At 67.7% G+C, this 23223-nt stretch carries 23 protein-coding genes; 14 read left to right on the top strand and 9 right to left on the bottom strand.

The window, feature by feature from the left end; genetic code table 11:
- The first annotated feature begins 46 nt into the window (after positions 1-46).
- Positions 47-199 carry a hypothetical protein gene (locus tag QHG62_RS01550; RefSeq protein WP_165442056.1) on the top strand — a complete coding sequence of 51 codons (153 nt, stop codon included), beginning with the start codon at positions 47-49 and terminating at the stop codon, positions 197-199.
- A gap of 145 nt (positions 200-344) precedes the next feature.
- Positions 345-2213 (top strand): phosphoenolpyruvate carboxykinase (GTP), encoded by a 1869-nt coding sequence (locus tag QHG62_RS01545; RefSeq protein ID WP_281149060.1) that lies wholly within the window; start codon positions 345-347, stop codon positions 2211-2213.
- A 92-nt stretch (positions 2214-2305) separates the two neighbouring features.
- On the opposite strand, the gene QHG62_RS01540 is transcribed toward QHG62_RS01545, so the two are convergent.
- A complete protein-coding gene (locus tag QHG62_RS01540; protein ID WP_281149059.1) occupies positions 2306-2854 on the bottom strand; it encodes a hypothetical protein in 549 nt (182 codons plus the stop codon).
- Positions 2855-2963: 109 nt separating this feature from the next.
- Here QHG62_RS01540 and QHG62_RS01535 point away from each other — a divergent pair, with 109 nt between their 5' ends.
- Positions 2964-3944 carry a LysR family transcriptional regulator gene (locus QHG62_RS01535; protein WP_281149058.1) on the top strand — a complete coding sequence of 327 codons (981 nt, stop codon included), beginning with the start codon at positions 2964-2966 and terminating at the stop codon, positions 3942-3944.
- 16 nt (positions 3945-3960) lie between these two features.
- Here QHG62_RS01535 and QHG62_RS01530 read toward each other — a convergent pair whose 3' ends face one another.
- Positions 3961-4134 (bottom strand): hypothetical protein, encoded by a 174-nt coding sequence (locus QHG62_RS01530; RefSeq protein WP_281149057.1) that lies wholly within the window; start codon positions 4132-4134, stop codon positions 3961-3963.
- 134 nt (positions 4135-4268) lie between these two features.
- Between QHG62_RS01530 and QHG62_RS01525 the strand changes: the two genes are divergently transcribed.
- Complete coding sequence (locus QHG62_RS01525; protein ID WP_281149056.1) at positions 4269-5075, top strand: metallophosphoesterase; 807 nt, start codon at positions 4269-4271, stop codon at positions 5073-5075.
- Positions 5076-5089: 14 nt separating this feature from the next.
- Here the strand turns inward: QHG62_RS01525 and QHG62_RS01520 are convergent, their stop codons facing one another.
- Positions 5090-6673, bottom strand: a complete 1584-nt coding sequence (locus QHG62_RS01520) for a phospholipase D family protein (RefSeq protein ID WP_281149055.1) — start codon at positions 6671-6673, stop codon at positions 5090-5092.
- An 82-nt stretch (positions 6674-6755) separates the two neighbouring features.
- Here QHG62_RS01520 and QHG62_RS01515 point away from each other — a divergent pair, with 82 nt between their 5' ends.
- Both QHG62_RS01515 and QHG62_RS01510 read left to right on the top strand, forming a co-directional pair.
- Positions 6756-7985: a nucleoside recognition domain-containing protein gene (locus QHG62_RS01515; RefSeq protein WP_281149054.1), complete on the top strand. Its 1230-nt coding sequence runs from the start codon at positions 6756-6758 to the stop codon at positions 7983-7985.
- Between the two features lie 41 nt (positions 7986-8026).
- Positions 8027-8734, top strand: coding sequence for a TetR/AcrR family transcriptional regulator (locus QHG62_RS01510; RefSeq protein WP_281149053.1), 708 nt, complete (start codon positions 8027-8029; stop codon positions 8732-8734).
- Here QHG62_RS01510 and QHG62_RS01505 read toward each other — a convergent pair.
- Genes QHG62_RS01505 through QHG62_RS01490 form a run of 4 tightly spaced genes read right to left on the bottom strand, consistent with a single transcriptional unit; the run spans position 8731 to position 14792 of the window.
- Entirely contained in the window at positions 8731-9912 is a 1182-nt protein-coding gene (locus QHG62_RS01505) for an acetyl-CoA C-acyltransferase (protein WP_281149052.1), read from the bottom strand. The two genes, QHG62_RS01510 and QHG62_RS01505, sit on opposite strands and share 4 nt — an antisense overlap.
- Entirely contained in the window at positions 9905-12862 is a 2958-nt protein-coding gene (locus QHG62_RS01500) for an AMP-binding protein (RefSeq protein ID WP_281149051.1), read from the bottom strand. Before QHG62_RS01500 ends, QHG62_RS01505 begins: the two co-directional genes overlap by 8 nt.
- Complete coding sequence (locus QHG62_RS01495) at positions 12859-13779, bottom strand: SDR family oxidoreductase (protein WP_281149050.1); 921 nt, start codon at positions 13777-13779, stop codon at positions 12859-12861. Before QHG62_RS01495 ends, QHG62_RS01500 begins: the two co-directional genes overlap by 4 nt.
- Positions 13780-13799: 20 nt before the next feature.
- Positions 13800-14792, bottom strand: a complete 993-nt coding sequence (locus QHG62_RS01490) for a Bug family tripartite tricarboxylate transporter substrate binding protein (protein ID WP_281149049.1) — start codon at positions 14790-14792, stop codon at positions 13800-13802.
- Between the two features lie 310 nt (positions 14793-15102).
- Between QHG62_RS01490 and QHG62_RS01485 the strand changes: the two genes are divergently transcribed.
- From QHG62_RS01485 to QHG62_RS01460, 6 genes are all read left to right on the top strand, one after another.
- Positions 15103-15546: a flavin reductase family protein gene (locus QHG62_RS01485; RefSeq protein ID WP_274708910.1), complete on the top strand. Its 444-nt coding sequence runs from the start codon at positions 15103-15105 to the stop codon at positions 15544-15546.
- Positions 15543-16043, top strand: coding sequence for a BON domain-containing protein (locus QHG62_RS01480; protein WP_281149048.1), 501 nt, complete (start codon positions 15543-15545; stop codon positions 16041-16043). The genes QHG62_RS01485 and QHG62_RS01480 overlap by 4 nt, the downstream gene beginning before the upstream one ends.
- 50 nt (positions 16044-16093) lie before the next feature.
- Complete coding sequence (locus QHG62_RS01475; RefSeq protein ID WP_281149047.1) at positions 16094-16993, top strand: DMT family transporter; 900 nt, start codon at positions 16094-16096, stop codon at positions 16991-16993.
- On the top strand, positions 16990-17928 hold the full coding sequence (locus tag QHG62_RS01470) for a glutaminase (protein ID WP_281149046.1): 939 nt from the start codon (positions 16990-16992) through the stop codon (positions 17926-17928). The genes QHG62_RS01475 and QHG62_RS01470 overlap by 4 nt, the downstream gene beginning before the upstream one ends.
- A gap of 62 nt (positions 17929-17990) precedes the next feature.
- Positions 17991-18494: a hypothetical protein gene (locus QHG62_RS01465; protein ID WP_281149045.1), complete on the top strand. Its 504-nt coding sequence runs from the start codon at positions 17991-17993 to the stop codon at positions 18492-18494.
- Positions 18495-18656: 162 nt separating this feature from the next.
- Entirely contained in the window at positions 18657-19691 is a 1035-nt protein-coding gene (locus tag QHG62_RS01460) for an aliphatic amidase (protein ID WP_281149044.1), read from the top strand.
- A gap of 1 nt (position 19692) precedes the next feature.
- Here the strand turns inward: QHG62_RS01460 and QHG62_RS01455 are convergent, their stop codons facing one another.
- On the bottom strand, positions 19693-20583 hold the full coding sequence (locus QHG62_RS01455; RefSeq protein ID WP_281149043.1) for a LysR family transcriptional regulator: 891 nt from the start codon (positions 20581-20583) through the stop codon (positions 19693-19695).
- 89 nt (positions 20584-20672) lie between these two features.
- Here QHG62_RS01455 and QHG62_RS01450 point away from each other — a divergent pair, with 89 nt between their 5' ends.
- Both QHG62_RS01450 and QHG62_RS01445 read left to right on the top strand, forming a co-directional pair.
- Complete coding sequence (locus QHG62_RS01450; protein WP_281149042.1) at positions 20673-20867, top strand: DUF1127 domain-containing protein; 195 nt, start codon at positions 20673-20675, stop codon at positions 20865-20867.
- Between the two features lie 53 nt (positions 20868-20920).
- Positions 20921-22615: a hypothetical protein gene (locus QHG62_RS01445; protein WP_281149041.1), complete on the top strand. Its 1695-nt coding sequence runs from the start codon at positions 20921-20923 to the stop codon at positions 22613-22615.
- Here QHG62_RS01445 and QHG62_RS01440 read toward each other — a convergent pair.
- Positions 22612-23193 (bottom strand): uracil-DNA glycosylase family protein, encoded by a 582-nt coding sequence (locus QHG62_RS01440; protein WP_281149040.1) that lies wholly within the window; start codon positions 23191-23193, stop codon positions 22612-22614. The two genes, QHG62_RS01445 and QHG62_RS01440, sit on opposite strands and share 4 nt — an antisense overlap.
- Between the last annotated feature and the right edge of the window lie 30 nt (positions 23194-23223).

Genomic DNA, 23223 nt, shown 5'->3' with positions numbered 1-23223 from the left:
GGTAAAATGCCCGCAGTTTTGTATTTGTGTATTCAAGGTACTTTCAATGTCCAACCCTACGCCCGTCGAGCCGCACCACGCGGCCGCCGTTGAAAAAGACGCCGTCGAATCGGTCGTTCACCTGATGCCGCTCGTCCTGCCATTGGCCGGCGGCGTGCTGATGCTTTTGCTTGCATCTATCGCTGTCTATTTGGCCTGACAGGCATTAGCGTCTCCGTCCGCGGGCTTTGCGGCCCGCGTTGACGCAGTCTCCCAACGCGAAACGTTTTCTCAAACGGACCTCCGTGCCTCGATGGCGCGGCGTCCCGTTCGGAAAGACGATTTTTCAACTTAGGAGATTTCCGATGAACGCACCCACGATGCAGGGCCTTGCCATTCAGGCACCCTCATACGTCAAGAACGCAAAACTGATTGCCTGGGTGGCCGATATGGCCGCGCTCTGCAAACCCGAAGCCATCTACTGGTGCGACGGCAGCAAGGAAGAGTACGACCGCCTCTGCCAGAAGCTGGTCGACGCGGGTACCTTCAAGAAGCTCAACCCGGCCAAGCGCCCCAACTCCTTCCTCGCGGCTTCAGACCCGAGCGACGTGGCGCGCGTCGAAGACCGCACCTTCATCTGCTCCGAAAAGAAGGAAGACGCCGGCCCCACCAACAACTGGATGGCCCCGGCCGAGATGCGTGCCACGCTGCAGCCGCTGTTCGACGGCTGCATGAAGGGCCGCACGATGTACGTGGTGCCGTTCAGCATGGGCCCGCTCGGCTCGCCCATTGCGCACATCGGCATCGAGCTTTCCGACAGCCCCTACGTGGCGGTCAACATGAAGATCATGACCCGCATGGGCAAGGCCGTGTACGAAGTGCTCGGCGCCGACGGCGAGTTCGTGCCCTGCGTGCACACCGTGGGCGCACCGCTCGAGCCGGGTCAGAAGGACGTCACCTGGCCCTGCAACAAGACGAAGTACATCGTTCACTACCCCGAAACGCGCGAGATCTGGAGCTACGGCTCGGGCTACGGCGGCAACGCGCTGCTGGGCAAGAAGTGCTTTGCGCTGCGCATCGCCTCCACCATGGGCCGCGACGAGGGCTGGCTCGCCGAGCACATGCTCATCCTCGGCGTGACCTCGCCCCAGGGCAAGAAGTACCACGTGGCGGCCGCTTTCCCCTCGGCCTGCGGCAAGACCAACTTCTCGATGCTGGTGCCCCCGGCCGGCTTCGACGGCTGGCAAGTGACGACCATCGGCGACGACATTGCCTGGATCAAGCCCGGCAAGGATGGCCGCATGTACGCCATCAACCCCGAAGCAGGCTACTTCGGCGTGGCCCCCGGCACCAACCTCAAGACCAACCCTAACTGCCTGAAGAGCCTGGACCGCGACGTGATCTTCACCAACGTGGCGCTCACCGATGACGGCGACGTGTGGTGGGAAGGCCTTGAAGACGACGTGCCCGGCAAGAAGCTCCCCGAGCACCTGATCGACTGGCAGGGCAAGGACTGGACGCCGCAGATCGCCAAGGAAACCGGCGCCAAGGCCGCGCACCCGAACTCGCGCTTCACCGTGGCCGCCACCAACAACCCTGCGCTCGACCCGGCCTGGGACGATCCGGCCGGCGTGCCGATCGACGCTTTCATCTTCGGTGGCCGCCGCTCGACCACGGTGCCGCTGGTGACCGAAGGCCGCAACTGGACCGAAGGCGTCTACATGGCCGCCACCATGGGCTCGGAAACCACCGCCGCCATCGTCGGGCAGGTGGGCGTGGTGCGCCGCGACCCCTTCGCCATGCTGGCCTTCATGGGCTACAACATGAGCGACTACTTCCAGCACTGGCTCGACCTGGGCAAGAAGCTGGAAGCATCGGGTGCCAAGCAGCCGAAGATCTACACGACCAACTGGTTCCGCAAGGGTCCGGACGGCAAGTTCGTGTGGCCGGGCTACGGCGAGAACATGCGCGTGCTCAAGTGGATCATCGACCGCATCGAAGGCAAGGCCGAGGGCGTGGACCATGTCTTCGGCGTGAGCCCGCGCTATGAAGACCTCAACTGGACCGGCCTGGATTTCAGCGCCGAGCAGTACGCCACCGTCACCAACATCGACAAGGCTGCCTGGCAGGCCGAGCTGAAGCTGCACGCCGAACTGTTCGAACAGCTGGCGCATCACCTGCCGAAGGAACTGCCTGAAACCAAGGCGGCCATCGAGCAGCGCCTCGCGGCCTGACGCTTGCCACCGTGCGCCGCAAGCCGCACCAACGAAAAAAAGCCGCCCTAGGGCGGCTTTTTCATGACTCGGCCAGCGAAGCGATCGAAAGATCAGTAGTAGCGCGAGCTGTTCATGCGGCGCATGGCTTCGTAGAGCGTCGGCATGCGGGCGTCGTTGGTGCGTGCAGCCTTGCGGGCCGCTGCGTCCACCTTGGCAACGGCGGCGGTCGAAGCCTTGCCTTCCGACTGCTGGCGCCACACGGCGGCTTGCAGTTCTTGCATCACGCGCGGGTCGCTGTGCGCGGTGGCAAGAAAGCGAGCGTCGGCGCGGCTGGCCGCACGGCGCTGGGCGGCTGCGTTCCACAGGCCCGCAACCTTGCTGGCCGGTGCGCGCAGCGAGCTGGCAAAGAGAGCGATGCCGGCAAAAACGGCGCCGCAGAGCACGGCCCAGGCGGCGAGCAGAGCGCCTTCGTCCCAGGTTGAAACGAGCTTGTCGCCCACCACCAGCACCGCCGCGATCACGGCGACGACGAGCAGGGCAATCAGCGGGCGCGAACCGTTTGCGCTGGCGCGTGCGGCCTTGATCTGGCCGAAAAGAACCTCGGCGCGCTGCACGCCGGGGTGGGAAGTGGGTTGGTCAACGTGGACAAAGCTGGTCATGATGGAATCCCTCCAGGGATAAGTGGCTGAGTGCCGATGGGGTAGATATTAGGGTTTGCCCTAGTGTTACGCCACTTTATCTTTCTGATGTTTATCATTCACAACACTGATGGACGTCAACTTTCGCACACTCGACCTCAACCTCCTGCGCGTCTTCGACGAGGTCATGGCGGAGCGCAACCTGACCCGGGCGGCGCGCAACCTCTCGATCACACAGCCGGCGGTGAGCAACGCGCTGCGCCGCCTGCGCGAGGTGCTGGGCGACGAGCTGGTGATGCGGGCCGGCGCGGGCGTGGAGCCCACGCCGCGCGCTCTGGCGCTTTGGCCCACCGTGCGCGAGGCGCTGCGGCAGCTGCAGCACACCTTGGCGCCGGGCGAGTTCGACGCCGCGATTGCGGACACCACTTTTCTGTTGGCCATGGCCGACGCCACGGCCGCCGAGCTCATTCCGGGGCTGGTGCAGATCGTGGAGAAGGAAGCGCCCGCTATCTCGCTGCGCGTTCTGCCGCTTACAACCCGCGATCCGCGGCGCATGCTCGAGCAGGAAGAAGTCGACATGGCAATCGGCTACTTTCCGGCCGTGATCGCCAGCCTGGCGGCACGCGGGCAATCGGGCGTGGGGGTGGCTTTCGAAACCCAGCGCCTCTACCTGGGCCAGTACGTTTGCGTGATGCGGCGCGGCCATCCGCTGGCGAATGCACCGCTCACGCTGGACGACTACTGCGCCGCGCGGCACCTGCTGGTGAGCTTTTCAGGCCGCCCGTACGGCTTTATCGACCAGACGCTGGGCGCCCTGGGACGGGAGCGGCGCATCGTGGTGACGGTGAACCAGTTTTTCACGGCCGGTCGCGTCGTCGCCAATTCAGACCTGCTCACGGTGCTGCCGCGGCATTTCGTCACCGTGACCGGCATCGACGACCAGCTGGTGCTGAGAGACCTGCCCTTCGACCAGCCGATGGTGCACGTCGATGCCATCTGGCACCGGCGCGCACAGCACCTGCATTCGCACGAATGGCTGCGCACCGCGCTGCTGCGCTCCGCCGCGGCGGCTTTTGCGGATTCGGTACTCGGGCAAAAGGTGCCCGGGTGAACCGCCGCGGGTTTTCTTAGCGAACGACGGAGAGCCAGGCGCTGGCTGCAACACGCAGTTCCTGCGCCTGGTGGGCATCGAGGCCGGCACGGGCGTCGGCGCTTTCCATCAGCGCGGCGGCGTGGCTGACCGAAGCGTTGGCATTGGAAGAACTGAAGAAACGGGCCACTTGGGCAATGAGGCTGAACATGACAGTGCGCTGCTCTTGGCTGCGCTGGAGTGGTTGATGTACCAAGAATAGGGGTTATCCCTAATATTGAAAGCCCCAGTTCATGCGCTTTATGCATGGGTTGATTCACGAGGGCCTGCCCTAGACTGAGCAAGATGAAGCTGCAACTGCTCTCCGACCTGCACCTGGAGTCCCACCCCCGCTTTCACGCCGAGTCGGTGCCCGGCGCAGACATGCTGGTGCTGGCGGGCGACATCGGCTCCTACCAGGAAGGCTCCCGCCTGACGGACCCCGACTTCGGCCTTGGCCGCTTTTCCCCCCGCAACGGCTGGCCGGTGCCGGTGATCTACGTGCCCGGCAACCACGAGTACGACAACACCGATTTCGACGCGACCCACGAGCGCCTGCGCGCGCTTTGCGCGGAACTCGACATCCTGTGGCTGGAACGCGAAACGGCCGTCATCGGCGGCATCCGCTTTGTCGGCACCACCCTCTGGGCCGATTTCGACGCGCTGGTGGAGCCTACCGACGGCTTGGCCGACGCGCTCAAGAAGCGCGGCAAGGCCATGCGCGCAGCCGACTTCTACCTGGAGAAGGCGGCCACGGTGCGCAGCGGCCAGCCGTTCATGGCCGGTGCCATGCGCGAGCAGGCCCTGCTGTGCCAAGCCTGGATCGAGCAGGCGCTGGCCGAGCCCTTCGACGGCACCACGGTTGCCATCACGCATTTCGCGCCCAGCCTTGCCAGCGCCGATCCGCGCTACGGCCTTACGCCGGGCACTGCCGGTTTCTGCAATTCGCTGGATGCGCTGCTTCCCCGCGCCCAGCTGTGGCTGCACGGCCATCTGCACTGCCCGTTCGACTACGTGAAGGACGGCTGCCGCGTGGTCGCCAACCCGCTCGGCTACAAGGGCAAGGGCGAACAGGAAGGCTTTCGGCCCAACCTGCTGATCGAAGTTGCCTGAATCCAGGCCCAGGGCTACAGCAGCTCTTCACCCACGATCGGCAGCAGCAGCCAGTTCTTGAAGCGCAGCCAGAGAAACTCGCCGGGCTCGTCCTCGTGGACGATGTCGCCGCCCGCATCGTCGTATTCCAGCCACTGCACGCGGCGGCCATTGGGACCGATCCGCAGCCGGTAACCCAGGCTCACGCGCCCGCCGCTCAAGAGCTTTTCGTAGTCGGCCACCAGTTCCGGGCTGTCGATCACGAGCCCCATCTCGGTGTTGACCGCTGCGGAGCGGTGATCGAGGTTCATCGAGCCGATGAAAAAGCGCTGGTCGTCGATCACCGCGATCTTGGCGTGCAGGCGGCTGATCGACTGGCCGAAGTTGCCGAAGTGCGTCGAACGCGCGGTAAGCATCGGCGCAATCTCGTAGATGTTGACGCCGATCTTCAGCATGTCGGCGCGATAGCGTTCGTAGCCGGCATAGGCCAGCGGCTCGTCGGTCGCGCCCAGCGAGTTGGTTACCACGGTGATCTTCCCCCCGCGATCGATGGCCGCCTTCATCATGGCCATGCCGCGCGTGCCGGGAATGAAGTACGGCGATGCAATCTTCACTTCATCGCGGGCCGAATTGATGACGCCCAGCGCACCCTCGTTCACGCTGCCCGCATAGGCTGCCACGGGCGCGCGCGTGATCTTGGCGGGGTCGTCGACAAAGAGCGTGAACGGCGCCCAGCGCAGGTCGATCTTGCCGGTGGTGAGCTGCTCGCCCACCGGCGACCTGTTCATCACGTCGCGCTGGCGAATCGGCACGTCGGGCTGCGCGGTGCCGGCAATGGCATCGAAGCGCCTCTGCGCCTCGTCCGCCGTCATGCGCGGCGGCGCTATGCGCTCGATGGGCCACGCATGCTCGCTGTTCCAGTAGCGGTCGAAGCCTTCGGACATCTGGCGCACCACCGGCCCGCTGGAGAGCACATCCATGTCGATGAAGTTCGCCGCCGTGCCGCGCATGAAGTATTCGTTGGCGATGTTGCGTCCGCCCGAAACGGCAAAGCTGTTGTCGGCCACCAGCAGCTTGTTGTGCATGCGGTGGTTGATGCGGCCGAAATCCGAGGCCGAGAACAGGAGCCGCAGCGCGAGCGAGCCAGCCCGCGAAGGCAGCGGGTTGAACAGCCGGACCTCGATGTTCGGAAAGGCTGAGAGCGTAGCGAACACCTCGTCCTCGCCGGTCGTGTAGAGGTCGTCCACCAGGAGGCGCACCCGAACGCCGCGCGACGCCGCGTCGCGCAGTTCGCGCAGCAGCAGCAGGCCGACGTCGTCGTTCTGGATGAGGTAGTACTGCACGTCGAGCGACTTCTCGGCGTGCCGCGCGAGCGAAATGCGGGCGTCGAAGGCAAAGGCCGCTTCCGGCAGCAGCCGGAAGCCCGACAGCGGTGCCGCTCCACCGGGCGAGGCCGGCTGCACGAGCTGGCCGAGCGCCGTGCCGGCCACCTCGGTAAGCGCCGTACTCGGCGCGCGCGGCTGCGGCGGCGGCAGGCCCGCACAGCCCGACAGCCACGCCGAAGCCATGGCAACCCACACCAGGGCCGCGAGCCTGCGGATCAGCGAAGTGGCCGTCATGGCCCGCACTGTAGCCCGTGTAGCACGGACCGCGTGCGGGCGGGCCCTATGATCGACGCCACAAAAAAGGGAAAGAACACGCGTGCTCAACGGCTTGTGGCTGGGTTTCTTCGGAATGGCGATGCTGGCGGCGCTCGGGCGCTGGCTCGTGGGCGGCGACCCGGCCGTCTTTGCGGCCATCGTCGAAAGCCTGTTCGCCATGGCGCGGCTCGCAGTCGAGGTGATGGTGCTGCTGTTCGGCACGCTCACGCTGTGGCTCGGCTTTCTGCGCATTGCCGAGGCGGCGGGGCTGGTGGGCTGGCTGGCGCGCCTGCTCGGACCATTGTTCCGGCGGCTGATGCCTGGCGTGCCCGCCGGCCATCCGGCGCTGGGGCTAATCACCATGAACTTCGCGGCCAACGCGCTCGGGCTGGACAACGCAGCCACGCCCATCGGCCTCAAGGCCATGCGCGAACTGCAGCGTCTGAACCCCGACCCGGTCACGGCCACCAATGCGCAGATCCTGTTCCTGGTGCTCAACGCGTCGTCGCTCACGCTGTTGCCGGTAACCATCTTCATGTACCGCGCGCAGCAGGGCGCCGCCGATCCGACGATGGTGTTCCTGCCCATCCTGCTGGCCACCAGCGCATCGACGCTCGTGGGCCTGCTCTCGGTGGCCGTGGCGCAGCGCCTGCGGCTGTGGGACCCTGTGGTGCTGGCCTACCTGGTGCCGGGCGCGCTGCTGCTCGGCGGCTTCATGGCGCTGTTGGGCACCCTGTCGGCGGCGGCCATTTCTTCGCTCTCGTCGCTCATGGGCAATCTCGCGCTGTTCAGCGTGATCATCGTCTTCTTGCTGGCCGGGGCGATCCGCCGCATCAAGGTCTACGAATGTTTCATCGAGGGCGCAAAGGAAGGCTTCGACATTGCGAAGAACCTGCTGCCCTACCTGGTGGCCATGCTGTGCGCGGTGGGCGTGCTGCGCGCCTCGGGCGCGCTCGAGTTCTTGCTTGGCGGCCTGCGCTGGCTGGTCGACATGGGCGGCTGGGATTCGCGTTTTGTCGACGCCATGCCCACCGCGCTGGTCAAGCCCTTCTCGGGCAGCGCGGCCCGCGCAATGCTGATCGAAACCATGAAGACACAAGGCGTGGACAGCTTTCCCGCGCTGGTGGCAGCCACCATCCAGGGCAGCACCGAGACCACCTTCTACGTATTGGCCGTGTACTTCGGCGCTGTGGGCATCCAGCGGGCGCGCCATGCCGTGGCCTGTGCGCTTCTGGCCGAGCTGGCGGGCGTGGTGGCGGCCGTCTCGGTCTGCTACTGGTTCTTCGGCTGAGCCGCATCGCGCGGGTGCCGCCGGTTTAAGCTCAGAGGCCTATGAAGAAAACCTCCGCCTCAAGGTCGCAAGCCGAATCGCCCGCCGGTCCGGCGGCATCCGGCGCCGGTGCGCCGCTGGAGGCCGCGGAAACCAAACGCTCGACCTACCACCACGGCAACCTGCGCGATGCACTGGTGATGCGCGGCATCGAGATCCTCGATGCGCAGGGCCTTGCCGCGCTGAGCCTGCGCCAGGCGGCGCGCGACGTCGGGGTGTCGCAGACGGCGCCGCTGCACCACTTCGAGGGCAAGTCGGGCTACCTCGCGGCCATTGCCGCGCAGGGTTTTCGCATGATGTTCGACCAGCGCATCCGCGCATTGCGCAGCCTGCACGATCCGCGTGAACGGCTGCTCAGCGTGATGCTCGCGCACCTGCAGTTCTCGCTCGAGCGGCCCGCGCTGTTCCAGGTGATGTACGGCCCGGCCATTCCGCAGAAGCTGCAGTTCCCCGACCTGGAGCAGGCCGCCACGCGCTCCTACGGCATCCTGGAAACCTGCGTGGGCGACTACCTGAGCCACCGCAACGTGCCGCTCGCCCGCGTGCGGCCGGCGGCGCTGGCCGCGTGGACCGCCTGCCATGGCCTGGCCACCGTGATGGTCGACCGCCAGAACGCCTGGGACATCGTCGGCAAGGACCCGATGAAGATCGGCCACGACGTGTTCTCGATCTTCATCGCGGGGCTGGACTACCAGCCCGCGGCCGCCTAGCCCGGGGCCACCTCGAACAGGCCGGCGGCGCCCATGCCGCCCCCGACGCACATCGTCACCACCACGTACTTCACGCCGCGGCGGCGCCCTTCGTGCAGCGCGTGGCCGGCCATGCGAGCACCCGACATGCCGAAGGGATGGCCGATGGCGATGGCGCCACCGTTCACGTTCATGCGCTCCATCGGAATGCCGAGCCGGTCGGCGCAATGGAGCACCTGTACCGCGAAGGCTTCGTTGAGCTCCCAAAGGCCGATGTCGTCGACGGCAAGGCCTGCCTGCCGCAGCAGCCTGGGCACCGCAAAGACCGGACCGATGCCCATTTCGTCGGGTGCGCAGCCGGCCACCGCAAAGCCGCGGAACCAGCCCAGCACCGCAAGCCCGCGCCGCGCTGCCAAGTCGGCGTCCATCACCACGCAGGCGGCCGCGCCGTCGGACAGCTGGCTGGCATTGCCCGCGGTGACGGTGCCGTCCGCGAGCACCGGCTTCAATCCGGCCAGCGTTGCGGCGCTGGTGCCGGCGCGCGGGCCTTCGTCGCGCGCCAGCGTGGCGGCCTCGTCGCGCGTGGTGCCGTCACGCTCGTGGCGGCGCACAGTGGTGTGGATCGGCACGATCTCGGCGTCGAAGCGGCCCGCCGCCTCTGCCTCTGCCTGGCGCTGCTGGCTCAGCGCCGCATACGCGTCCTGCCGCTCGCGCGAGATGCCGTAGCGCTGCTGCACCACCTCGGCGGTCTCGAGCATCGGCATGTAGACCTGCGGCGCATGCGCGGCCAGCCAGGGCTCCTCTCGCATGAACTGGTTGGTGTGCTCGCGCACGCAGCTGACCGATTCGGTGCCGCCGGCCACCGCCACCTGCAGGCTGCCCGCGCGCACCGCCTCCGCGGCGATGGCGATGCTCTGCAGGCCCGACGAACAGTAGCGGTTGACCGTCATGCCCGGCACGCTCTCGGGCAGCCCGGCGGCAAGGGCCGAGATGCGCCCGACGTTGAAGCCGTTGGCGCCTTCGGGAAAGGCGCAGCCGAGGATCACGTCTTCCACCTCGTCGGCGGGAATGCCGGCACGCGCCACCGCATGCCGCACCACGTGGGCACCGAGCGTGGCGCCATGCGTCAGGTTGAGCGTGCCGCGAAAGGCCTTGCCGATCGGCGTGCGGGCGTAGGAAACGATGGCGGCATCACGCATGCTGGGGTTCCAGAAGATCGAAGGGGAAAACAGCGGGCGCCGTTGGGCTCGTGGCCGAGGCGCCGCGGTGCAGCGCAACGGCCTGCAATGCCTGCATGGCTTCGGCCTCGCCGGCAAACACCGCGAACCCGGCCTGGGCGAAGGCGGCCCGTACATGCGCATGGGGGCTGTAGACCGCGAGCGGCTTGGCCGCGCCGTCCATCACCGCCCGGCTTTCGCGCACGAAGCGCGCGAGGTCGTAGCTCGGTCCGCCCACCGCCAGCAAGCCCAGCACGGCGGCGTCCACGGCCGCGTCCTGCAGCACCACCTGCATCACCGCGCCGAGCAATGCCGGTTCGGCCAGCAGCATCGCCGTCAGGTCGACCGGATTGCGGTTGAGCGAAAAATTGGGCAGCAGTTCGGCCAGGCGCTGCTCCGCGTCCGCCGACAGCCGCGCCAGCGGCAGCCCGCGCGCCTGTGCCTCGTCGGCCGCCAGCACGCACGACGCACCGGAGTTGCTGACAACCGCGAGCCGCGGCACCCCGCCCGCGCCGCCGGCACCGGGCGCCGGTCCAAGGTACAGCGGCACGGCGCCGACAAGCTCGACCAGGCCGCCCACGGTGCGGCAGCCGTGCGACTCGAACATGGCGTCGAGCCCCGCACCGGCCGCCCCGCCCGAGCCCGTATGCAGATCGGCCGAACGCCTGCCGTGCGCCGAACGCCCGGAGCGCACCGCCAGCACCGCCACGCCGCTCTGGCGCGCCGTTTCGAGCGCCGCGGCCATGCGCACCGGGTCGGGCACATGTTCGACATAGAGCAGCACCAGCCGCACGCCGGGTTGACGCGCCAGTGCATCGACCAGGTCGGCCGTGTCGACATCGGCCTCGTTGCCGGTGGCGGCCACGCAGCGCACGCCCCAACCCGCTTCGCGCAGCAGCGCATAGGCGGAGACACCGAAGGCGCCGCTTTGCGAGACGATGGCCACCGGCCCGTCGAGCGGCGCATGGTCGCTGTAGATCGAGGCGAAGGAAAGCACCGCACCGCTGTCGAAACTGGCGACACCGATGCTGTTGGGCCCCACCAGGCGCACACCGCCGGCCCGGGCGATGCCGGCCAGGGTTTCCTGCCGGGCGCGGCCCTCGGCGCCGACCTCCGCATAGCCCGAGGCGAACAGCAGCGCATGCCCCACGCCCAGCCGCGCGCACTCGGCAAGCTGCTGCTCCGCCTGATCGGCACCGATGCACAGCACCACCGCATCGGGCACCTCGGGCAGCTGGTCGAGCGCCGCATAGGCCTGCAGGTCCTGCACCTCGCCGGCGCGCGGATGAACCGGATAGATGCGCCCGCCGAAACCTTGCTCCAGCAGGTAGCGGATCGGCCGGCCGCCGACCTTGTGCGGGTTGTCGGACGCGCCGACCACCGCCACCGAGCGCGGCGCCAGCAGCCGCTCGAGCGAGGGCCGCACCCGCGCCGGCACGGCTTGCGCCAGCACCTTCAGCTGCGCCTTGAGCAGCTTGCCGGTGGGGCTGGCGGGCAGTTGCGCCATCACATGCACCTCGGCCGGCACCTTGTACGGCGCCAGGCGTTCGCGCAGAAAGGCGCAGAGCCGCGCGGTGTCGATGCTGCGGCCCTGCAGCGGCTCGACGAAGGCGACGATCTCCTCGTCGCCCGGCACGCTGCGGCCGACCACCGCACACTGCGCCACTTCTGCAAAGGCGGCAATCGCTTTCTCGACCTCGGCCGGGTACACGTTGAAGCCGCCGCGGATGATCATCTCCTTGCTGCGCCCCACAATGGAAAGATCGCCCGCTGGCCCGAAGACGCCGATGTCGCCGGTGTGCAGCCATCCCTCGGCATCGACCGCCGTGCGCGTTTGCGCCGGATCGCGAAAGTAGCCCTTCATCACGTTGGGCCCGCGGATCAGGACTTCGCCGCGCTCGCCGCGCGCAACGGGCCGTCCGTCTGCATCTGCGAGCACCACCTCCACGCCCGGAATCGGCCAGCCGGCGGTCACGTCCGCGGGCGGCGGATGGCCGAAGGTGCGGGTTGCCGCGGGTGCCGACTCGGTCAGGCCGTAGCCGTGGTGCAGCGGCAGGCCGAGCAGCGCCTCGGTCTGCGCCTTGCGCGTGGCGTCGACCAGCGAACCGCCGATGTAGGCCATACGCAACCGGTTGGGGATCAGCGGGCGGCCCTGCTGCTGCGCCCACTCGTGCAGCCGCGCGTACATCGCGGGCACGCCCTGGAACACCGTCACCTGTCCACTGGTGATCGCCTCGGCCAGCAGCCCCGCCGAGAAGCGGCCCACCAGGCGCAGCGTGGCGCCGGCGCGCAGCGCGCACAGCAGCGCGGAGATCAACCCGAACGAATGCGAGATCGGCAGCGCGTGGAAGATCACGTCTTCCGGCAGCAGCACCTGCTGCACCATCGAGGCACGGGTGACGAAATCGAGATTGGCGTGGGTCAGCATCACGCCCTTGGGCAAGCCGGTGCTGCCCGATGTGTAGATCATCAGCGCGACCTCGCCGGACGCATCTTCGGGCGCCGTGCCCGGTCCTTCACAGCGCTGCAGGCGCCCGCCCGGCGTGCAGGCGAGCACGCCGCCGGCACCACGGCGTTCGGCGTGGGCCAGCGCCTCGCCCGACGCGCCGGCCGCGAAGTACACGAGCCGGGGTTCGCAGTGCGCACAGATCGCATCGATCTCGCCGCCCGACATGCGGGCATTGAGCGGCACCGCCCAGCCGCCGGCGCGGATGGCTCCGAGCAGCAGCACCACCATGTCCTCGCTGTTCTCGCCCACCAGCACCATGCGCTGGCCCGGCGCGAGGCCGGCCTCGGTGAGCGCGGCCGCCGCTTCTTCGATGCGCGCAGCCAGTTCCCCATACGACAGCGCGCGCCCTTCCTCCAGCACCAGCGCGGCGTGGCCACCGCGGCCTGCTGCGGCCACTTCGTCGACGATCCGGTCGATCCTCATGAATCGTCTCGCGGTGCGGCAACCGGCCCGCCGGGTTCCGAAGCCACTTCGCGCAGCGCCCGGTCGCGTGCGTCCTGCCCGCGTATCGCTTCGCGCATGTCGCGCCAGGCCTCGTCGTCCAGGTCGGCAAGTTCGGTGAAGGAGGCGCCGTTCTGCCGATGCCCTGCGCCGTCGATGGCGATGGTTTCGCCGGTGATCCACTCGACGCCGTCGGCCATCAGGAACACCGCCAGGTTCTGCAGCTCGGGCATGCGGCCCAGCCGGTTCATCGGGTTGCGTACCGCGCCGTCTTCCCAGGCCGCCTTGGGGCTGAGCCGGCTGTTCGCGCCTTCGGTCGGAAAGATGCCCGGCGCGATCGCGTTCAGCCGGATGCCGTAGCGGCCCCACTCGATGGCGAGCGACTTGGTCATCACGTCCACGCCGGCCTTGCTCATGGCCGAGGGCACCACGAACGGCGCGCCGGTGCGCACCCAGGTCACGACGATGGAGATCACCGAGCCCTTGTGGCCGGTGGCGATCCAGCGCCGCCCGACATGGTGGGTGACGTAATAGGTGCCGTGCAGCACGATGTTGGCGACCGCGTCGAAGCCGCGCGGAGATACGTCCTGCGTGCGGCTGACGAAGTTGCCGGCCGCGTTGTTGACCAGCCCGTCGAGCGGACCGTGCTCGGCCCAGATGCGCTCGACCATGGCATCGACGGCATCGGCATGGCGGATGTCCACCGCGTGCGCGCGCACCACGCCGCCGTGGCGCTCCATGAGCTCGGCGGCGGTGGCGTCGAGCATCTGCTGGCGGCGGCCGCAGATGTGGACCTCGGCACCCAGTTGCAGGTAACGCTCGGCAATCTCGCGGCCGAGGCCCGAGCCGCCGCCGGTCACGAGGATGCGCTTGCCGCGCAGAAGATTGGCTTCGAACATGCAATGACTTTCAGTGAGACTTACTCGAGGACGATGTGCTTGGCACGGATCAGCGGCGCCCAGCGCTCGCGCTCGCGGCCGATGTAGGTGTTGAACTCGGCGGCCGTCAGCGCCGGCGGCACCACCAGGCCGAGCGCCTCGAACTGGTCGCGGAAGCTGCGGTCCACCACCGCGTGCCCCGCAGAGGCGTTCAGCCGGTTCACCACGTCGGGCGGCGCGTTGCGGGGCAGCATGAGGCCGAACCAGGTGGTGACCTCGTAGTCCGGGTAGCCGCTCTCGGCGACCGTCGGCACCTCGGGCAGGGCCGGCAGCCGCTCGCGGGTGGTCACCGCCAGCGGGCGCAGCTTGCCGCCGCGCACCAGGCCCATGGCACTGCCCGTGGAGTCGGCAAAGAACTGGATGTCGCCGGCCATCAACGCCGCCTGGGCGGGCGCGCTGCCGTTGTAGGGCACATGCACCAGCGAGACACCGGTGGCGCTTTGCAGCAGTTCGACGGCCAGGTGCAACGAACTGCCGGTGCCGGTGGACGCGTAGTTGAGCTTGCCAGGGTTCGCCTTGGCTTCGGCGATCAAGTCGCGCAGCGTGCGGTGCGGCGAGCTGTTGCCGACCAGCATCACGATCGGCGTGACCGCGACGCGGGCCACGGGCTGCAGCTCCTTCTCGGGGTTGTACGACAGCTTGGGATAGAGCAGCGGATTCAGCACCGCCGTGGCGCCGGTGGCAAACAGCACCGTGTAGCCGTCGGGCTCGGCGGAAGCCACCAGGCGCGCGCCCAGTGCGGTGTTGGCGCCGGGCTTGTTGTCCACGATCACGGGCTGGCCCAGGTCCTTGCGCATGCGCTCGGCCAGCGCCCGCGCCAGCACGTCGCTGATGCCCCCCGGGGTGTAGGGCACAACCAGCCGGATTGGCCGGTCCGGGTAGGCGCCGGCTGCCGAGGCGGCGGCGCTGAAGAGCGCGAGCATGGCGAACGGCGCCCACTGCCGCAGGAACCGAGAGAGTTGTCGTCCGAGCATGTCGTCTCCTTTTTCTGGCTCGCCCCGGGGCCGTGGCAGGGCGCGAATTAATCTTATCAGCGTTAAGTTAATAAGAAAATATAGGAGCTTTCCCTATGCGTTTCAGGGAGTAAGACTCTTGGCAATCAAAAGATTAATCTGATCATCAACAAGATCAGCTGCATCCGAAAGGCGCCGGTCGGCGGCTCGCCCGGCCTTCGGCCAGAATAGAGCGGCGCCATCCTGCGCACTCTCTGGCTTTTCCGTGAACGCTCCCGCCCAGGCGCAACCGCCTTCCTTTTCGACCGAAGAATTCCGCAGCGCGCTCGGCATGTTCGCCACGGGCGTGACCATCGTCACCGCGCGGTCGGCCGACGGCGTGCTGGTCGGCCTAACGGCGAATTCGTTCAACTCGGTATCGCTTGCGCCTCCGCTGGTGCTGTGGAGCCTGGCGCGCGCGGCGGGCTCGATGCCGGCGCTCAGCACCGGTTCGCACTACGCCATCAACATCCTGGCGGCCAACCAGAAGGAATTGGCCGAGCGCTTCGCCACCAAGAACATCGACCGCTGGGCGGACGTGGCCTTTACCGAAGGCCTCGGCGGTGCGCCGGTGCTGGCGGGTGCGGCGGCAAGCTTCGAGTGCTTCAACCGCAGCCGCTACGACGAAGGCGACCATGTGATCTTCGTGGGCGAAGTGGAGCGATGCACGCACAACGCTGGCGCCTCGCCGCTGCTGTTCCACGGCGGGCGCTTCTACACGGAACATCCCTTGTGAGCCGTGCTGCCGCCCTCATGCCCGTGCTGCTGCTGGCCGCCCAGGCCGCGGCAGCGCAGGATGCGGGAGCACCGCTCAAGCAGAACTGGTTCGACGACCCGTTCTTTCGCGTTTCCGCCGGCCTCGCCGCTTGCGCCGTGCCGCAAGGCCCCTTCTATACCGCGGAGGAACGGCGCGCCCAGACCCATTCGCGGCTGGAGCGCGGCACCAGCTGCTGGCTGGCCGGCAAGTGCACCGACAGCAACGCCTATCGCTACGACAAGCCGCTCGCGCCCAAGGTGCGCGCCGCGCTGCTGGCCGTGCCGGGCGTGCAGAAGAGCAGCGTATGGGTGGTCATCCAGCGGCGCTGGGTCTACCTGCAGGGCTGCGTGCCCTCGAGCGCATTGGCCCGCAAGCTCGAACACGCCGCACGCGCGGTGCCCGACGTCGAGACCGTGGTGCCCGACCTGATGATCGGCACCCGCGGCAAACCACCCTACCCGACAGCCGGCCAGTGAGCAAAGCATTGGCGGCAACACAAGCGACAACAAAGACAGCAACGAGACGAATGATCCAGCGCAAGACCCACCTCGACTCCCTCGCCATCGGCCTTCTCATCGCTTGCTGCGCGTTCTGGGGGCTGCAGCAGATTCTCATCAAGACCACAGTCACCGAGGTGCCGCCGCTCTGGCAGGCTTCCATTCGCATGGCGGGCGCCGTCGTGCTGCTGTGGCTCTGGTGCGTATCGCGCCGGGTACCGCTTTTCGAGCGCGACGGCACGCTGCCGGGCGGCCTCTTGGTGGGGCTGCTGTTCGCGGGCGAGTTCGCCTGCATCTACCTGGGCCTGCAGCACACCTCGGCCTCGCGGCTCACGGTGTTTCTTTACACCGCGCCCTTCTGGGTGTCGCTGCTGCTGCCGCGCTGGGTGCCGGCCGAACGCCTGCGGGGCTTGCAATGGCTGGGCCTCGTCATCGCGTTCGCGGCCGTGGTGTTCGCATTCAGCGAGGGCTTCGGGCATTCGAGCTCGGGCCAATTGCTCGGCGATGCCATGGGGCTCGTCGGCGGCATGCTCTGGGGCCTGACCACGCTGGCGCTGCGCACCACGCGGCTGGCCACCGCGAGCGCCGAGAAAGCCTTGTTCTACCAAGTGGGCGTGACCGCGGCGGTGTGCCCGGTGATCTCGCTGGTGCTGGGCGAAAAGTGGGGCTTCTCGTATTCAGCCTGGGCATGGACATCGATCGGCCTGCAGACCGTGATCGGTGCCTTCGCGAGCTATCTCACCTGGATGTGGCTGTTGCGGCACTATCCCGCCACGCAGATGTCGTCGTTCAGTTTCTTGACGCCGCTGTTCGCGCTGGTGTTCGGCGTGGTGCTGCTCAGCGAACCGCTCACGCTGCAGCTCATGGTGGCGCTGGTGGGTGTGGGCCTGGGCATCGTGATGGTCAACCGGCGGAGGGGCCGCCCATGAAAGACACCGATTTTCAGCCGGTGCTCGACGAAATCGTCGCCACCCTGCGCCCGTTGCTGGGCACGGCCGGCACGGTGGCCAGCTACATACCGGCGCTGGCGTGCATCGATCCGCGCCAGCTCGGCATTGCGCTGCGCACCTGCCAGGGCGCCGAGGCTTTTGCGGGCGATGCCGAAACGCCGTTCTCGATCCAGAGCGTGTCCAAGCTCTTCACGCTCACGCTCGCCATGCAGCGCATGGGCGACGCGCTGTGGGAGCGCATCGGCCGCGAGCCTTCGGGAAACCCCTTCAACTCTTTGGTGCAGCTGGAAAACGAGCACGGCAAGCCGCGCAACCCCTTCATCAATGCGGGCGCCATTGCCGTGGCCGACCGCCTCGTGAGCCAGGCGCGCGCCAGCGGCGGCAGCGCCAAGGCCGACATTCTTGCGTTGATGGGCAGCCTGTGCGGCGAGCCGATTTCATTCGACGACGAGGTGGCGCGCTCCGAAGCCGCCACGGGCTTTCGCAACATCGCGCTGGCCAATTTCATGAAGAGCTTCGGCAAGATCGACAACGACGTGGCCGATGTGCTGGACACCTACTTTCACCAATGCGCGCTGCGGATGAACTGCCGCCAGCTTGCACGGGCGGCCGCGTTTTTGTGCCGCGACGGCGCGCATCCGATCGACGGCCAAGCCGAAGTCACCGGCGAGCGGCAGACGCGGCGCATCAACTCGCTGATGCTCACCTGCGGAACCTACGACGCGGCGGGCGACGTGGCGTTTTCGATCGGCCTGCCCTGCAAGAGCGGCGTGGGCGGCGGCATCGTGGCCGTGGTGCCAGACCGGCTCACGCTGTGCGTCTGGTCGCCGGCGCTGGACGCCACAGGCAACTCGCTGCTCGGCATGAAGGCGCTGGAGCTCTTCGTTGCGCGCACCGGTCTGTCGGTCTTCTGAGCGCTGAGTGCTCGTTCGCTGGCGCGGGCGAAAATGAGCCGCACACGAACACAAGCACCCGAATGACCGAAGCCACAGATTCCACCGACTCCGACGACACCCTCCCCCTTCAGGAACCCCGCCTCTGGCGCGACGGCCAATGGACCGCCCGCGTCATCAAGAACGAGGAAGACGACGGCTGGGCTGTCGAGATGACCCGCCACGGCGACCCCGAGCCAGCGCTGGTCGGCCCCTGGACCATGGGCCGCGACAAGAAGAACCCGAAGCCGCTCGACGGGCCCGCCTTCTCCACGCTGGTGAAGACCGCCGCCGAAGTCATTCGCCGCCATGAGCAGCAGCTGCACGCCGCGCTCAACAAGAGCGTGACCGTCACCGCCCGCAACGACCAGCGCGTGCGCGTGTCGCTCGCCATCGTGCCCGACGAGGACAGCCCCTCCGCCACGCTCACCGCGCATGACGACGCGGACGACACCGAGCTTGCCAGCGTCAACGTCTCGCCGGCCTTCAGGCTCACCACGTCCAGCGCCACGGCCTGGATCGAATCCGACTACGCACGCCCGCGCTGAAGGCCGCCGCAATCAGCGAAATGACGTATGGGCAGCCCCCGCTGAGTTGAGAACAATCGGCTTCGACGACACCAACCCGCCGCATCGCAGACAAGCCCGAGCCGGATGAACACCGGCCCGGGCTTTTTTCTTGTTTCTCAACCATCCTTCAGGAGCAGCGTCATGCGACATGGTGATATTTCGAGCAGCAGCGATTGCGTGGGCGTTGCGGTCGTCAACTACAAGATGCCCCGCCTGCACACCAAGGCCGAGGTGCTGGACAACGCCCGCAAGATCGGCGAGATGCTGGTCGGCATGAAGAAGGGCCTGCCGGGCATGGACCTGGTGATCTTTCCCGAATACTCCACGCACGGGATCATGTACGACACCAAGGAGATGTACGACACCGCCGCCACCGTGCCCGGCGAGGAGACCGCCATCTTTGCCGACGCCTGCCGCCGCGCCAACGTGTGGGGCGTGTTCTCGCTGACCGGCGAGCGCCACGAGCAGCATCCGGACAAGGCGCCCTACAACACGCTCATCCTCATGAGCAACCAGGGCGAGATCGTCCAGAAGTACCGCAAGATCATGCCCTGGGTGCCGATCGAGGGCTGGTACCCGGGCGACCGCACCTACGTGAGCGACGACCCCAAGGGCATGAAGATCAGCCTCATCGTCTGCGACGACGGCAACTACCCCGAGATCTGGCGCGACTGCACGATGCGTGGCGCCGAGCTCGTCATTCGCTGCCAGGGCTACATGTACCCGGCCAAGGAGCAGCAGATCCTGGTGTCCAAGGCCATGGCCTTCATGAACAACACCTACGTGGCGGTGGCCAACGCGGCGGGCTTCGACGGCGTGTACTCGTACTTCGGGCACTCGGCCATCATCGGCTTCGACGGCCGCACGCTCGGCGAGTGCGGCGAGGAAGAAATGGGCATCAACTACGCCGAGCTTTCCATGGGGCTGATCCGCGATGCGCGCAAGAACGGCCAGTCGCAGAACCACCTGTTCAAGCTCATGCACCGCGGCTACACCGGCGTCATCAACTCGGGCGACGGCGACAAGGGCGTGGCCGAATGCCCGTTCGACTTCTACAAGCAGTGGATCAACGATCCCGAAGCTGCGCGCAAGCAGGTCGAGTCGTTCACGCGCAGCACCATCGGCACCGCCGAGTGCCCGATCGAAGGCCTGCCGAACGAGCGCACGCAGAGCTGAATCAGAGCTGGCGAAACTCCGTCAGCACTTTCAGCACGCTCAACGTGGCGCCGTCCAACGTGGCGCGGTGCCGGTGTGCAATGCCGAGGCGGCGCGTGAGCCTGGGCGTCACCGGCAAGATCTGCATGCGCTCGTTCAGCGCTGCGTCGGTGGACTGCTGCAGCGGCAGCAGCGCGGCGCCGTAGCCGGCCGCCACCAGGCTGCGAATGGCGGCGTCGTAGTTCAACTCGATGCGTGCGCGCGGCGCGAAGCCGGCCGCCGCAAACCACTCCATCGTGAGCCGGTACATGTGGGTGGTGGCCTCGTTGAAGATCAGCGGCTGCGCCGCCAGCCAGGCCGGCGTCACGCGCTTGGGCGCCTTCCAGCGCTGCGGCACGAAAGCCATCATGGCCTGGTCGCGCCACGGCGTCACGACCAAATCGCGCAGCGGCGGCTGCGGCACGGCCACCAGGCCAATGTCGAGCGTGCCCGCAGCCAGCCGGGACATCGCATCGTTCGAGCCGAGGATGCTCACCTCCACGTCGATGCCCGAATGCCCCACGCCCAACGCCTCGAGCACCTGCGGCAGCAGGTCGACCACCACACCGGTGGACGTGCCGAGCCGCACGCGGCCGGTGCGGCCTTCGGCCTGGCGCTTGACGGCCTCGATGGCATCGTCGGTGTCCCGCAGCAGCTTGCGTCCGCGCTCGACCAATGCCGCGCCCGCCGCGGTGGGCGTGACGCGGCGGTTGCCGCGCACCACCAGTGAGGTGCCGAGCCGCGATTCGAGTTCGCTGATGTGCAGGCTCACGGTGGGCTGCGCAAGGTGCAGCGCATTGGCCGCCGCTGAGAAAGTGCCGAGGTCGGCAATGGCAATGAGCGTGCGGAGCTGGTCGAGGTTGAGGTGTCGCATCAGGAATGCTGATTGGAAGTGTCAGGAATCTCAACTTCCACAATAGCATGCGTCGCCGCAAGATCGGTGCTCCCAACAAGGAGCCCATCGTGACAGCGCCAACGCACTCGCCCTTTCATCAACGCCTGATGCATGCCTTGCGCAGCTGGCGCCGCCGCGCCGCAGAACGCCGCCGCAGCCGCGCGGACTCGCGGCATCTGGCCGGCATGAGCGACCACGAGCTGCGCGACCTGGGCATCGGGCGTAGCCAGGTCAGCGCGCTGCTGGACGAGCACAAGTACTGAAAGCGAAAGACTGTTTTTTTCTGCCTCCGCAAAATTGAGGTTCAATCCGGGGCGTGTCCAAACCCGCTGAACCCGCCCCGCTTTCCATCGAACTCACCTCGCCGCAATCGGTCGACGGCCGGCGCGCGGCCTTCCAGTCGCTCTGGCTGCTCGCGCGCATGAAGCATGCGCACGACGCGGAGGGCGGTCTGGTGCGGCTGTCCGACCTTCGCGGCGAAGTCACGGACGCGAGCACGCTGCGCATGGTGGTGAGCCGCGCCTTTCGCGACTTCAAGGCCTGGAATGTAGAGGTCGGCTGGGGCGAAGACACGCAGCGCGAGCCGCGCTTCTTGAACGACGAGCGGCGCAGCCAGGGGCCCTTCTGGTTGCCCGCGGCGGAGGCGAAGCGTGTGCACCTGCTGGTGGGTGGCCGCGCCGCCACCTCGGCCGAAGTGGCCTCTTTCCTCGGACTGCGTTCGCGCAAGAAGACTTCGGCCGAGCCGGGCTCGCCGACGCCACCCGATGCCGTGCACCTGCAAGACGCCGCGTTCTGGAAACAGCTGGTCGCCTCACAACAGGCAGCAAGGCAAGGAAGGCTCATGGCACCGGTGGCGGGCAGCGGCGGTGAGGGTGCCCAGCCGGCCAGCGCGCTCGAGTCGATTCGCCTTGCCGGCACACTGGCCGCCACGGACTTCCAGCGTGCGCTGGTCACGCTCAACGAGGCGATGCTGTGGCGCCGGCTCGGCGACAACGAACAGGCGCGCCGCCGCCTGCAGGCGCTCAAGCAACAGCGCCTTGCGCACCACGTGGCGGGCAACGACTATCTGGGTGCGATGGAATGCATCGTCTCGGCCTGGTGCGCCTACACCGCGCGCGACCTGCCGCTGGCCGAATCGCTGCTGGGCGGCATGGCCGGCGACGCGGCGCGCGGGCTGGTGCTGCGCCACCACCCCGACGTGCGCTTCGAGTGGTGCAACCTCTGGGCGCTGGTGTGCCGCTCGCGTGCGCTGGGGCTTGCCGCCGACGACAAACCCGCCTCCGCGGCACTGGCCGAAGAGGCATTGCGCCGCTTCGGCGAAGCGCTCGCCGCGGCCTTCGAATCGCACTCCTTCGATGCGGCGCAGCACGTGGCTGCCAACATGGGCATGGCCGCCTGGCTGTTCGACCGCGTCGGCCTCTCCGACCTGCCCGCCCTTTCGCACGACGGCAATGCCGACACCACGCGCCGCGCCGTGCAGTGGATCGCGTTCAGCGAATGGCTCTGCGGCCATACCGACGGCCAGGGCCGCTCCGCGTGGAATGCGATCTACCTGATGCGCATCGCACGCGGCCATTGCCGCCCAGAGCCGGAGCCCACGCTCGCGCAATTCCGTGCGCAGAATCCGCTGGAGCCGGCCGACATATCGAGGCTTGCCGGCCCGCTTGCAGATGCTTTCGATGCTGCGCATTGGCCGCCTCGCTGGGTCGACGTGGCAAAAGCACGGCTGGCCGATCACCTTGCGGGACGCCGTCGTTATCCGGGCCTGCAGCATTGCAGCCTCCTCTTCGAGCACGCCTGGTATGCGGCGCATGCGGGCGACCTGCAAGCAGCCGAGCAGTCGCTGGGCCTTCTGCGCGAAGCGCTGCCGCAGCTTGTGCCGAGCGACCGCGCCTATTTCACCGAATCATGGAACGACACGCTGCCGGCCGAGCTCGTGTTGGAGACAAGGCCGCCGCGCCGGCCCGCGGCGCGGAAGAAGGCGGTTCAAAAGTCCGGCAAGCTCAGCTAGCCGGCATTTGCCAGCACATGGCGCACGCGCTCGCGCAGAACCGGCAGGACGTCGCGCTCGAACCACGGATGGTGCTTGAACCAGCCCGTGTTGCGCGGTGACGGATGCGGCAGCGGGATGAAGCGCGGTGCGTACTCCGCAAAGGCCTCGACGGTTTCCGTCACACCGCCTTTGCTGGTGCTGCCCAGGAAATGGCGCTGCGCATACTGGCCGATGAGCAGCGTCAACTCAATGTGCTTCATCTGCGCGAGCAGGCGTTCATGCCATAGCGAAGCGCACTCCCTGCGCGGGGGCAAATCGCCGCTGCTGCCGCGGCCCGGGTAGCAGTAGCCCATCGGCATGATCGCCACTCGCGCCGGGTCGTAGAACACTTCGCGGTCGATGCCGAGCCAACGGCGCAACTGCTCGCCGCTCTTGTCGTTCCATGGCACGCCGGTGTTGTGCACCGTCATGCTGGGCGCCTGGCCGACGATCAGCAGCCGCGCACTTGCGCTGGCCTGCACCACGGGCCGTGGCCCCAGCGGAAGGTGGGCGGCGCATGCGCTGCAGCTGCGAATTCCCGCGAGGAGTTCATCCATGACCGAGCGGTCCGCGTCGGACGTTGTACC

This window comes from Variovorax paradoxus, assembly GCF_029919115.1.
Taxonomy (GTDB): Bacteria; Pseudomonadota; Gammaproteobacteria; order Burkholderiales; family Burkholderiaceae_C; genus Variovorax; species Variovorax paradoxus_O.
The sequence above is the reverse complement of the archived record's forward strand: the minus strand, read 5'-3'. Positions and strand labels throughout refer to the sequence as shown.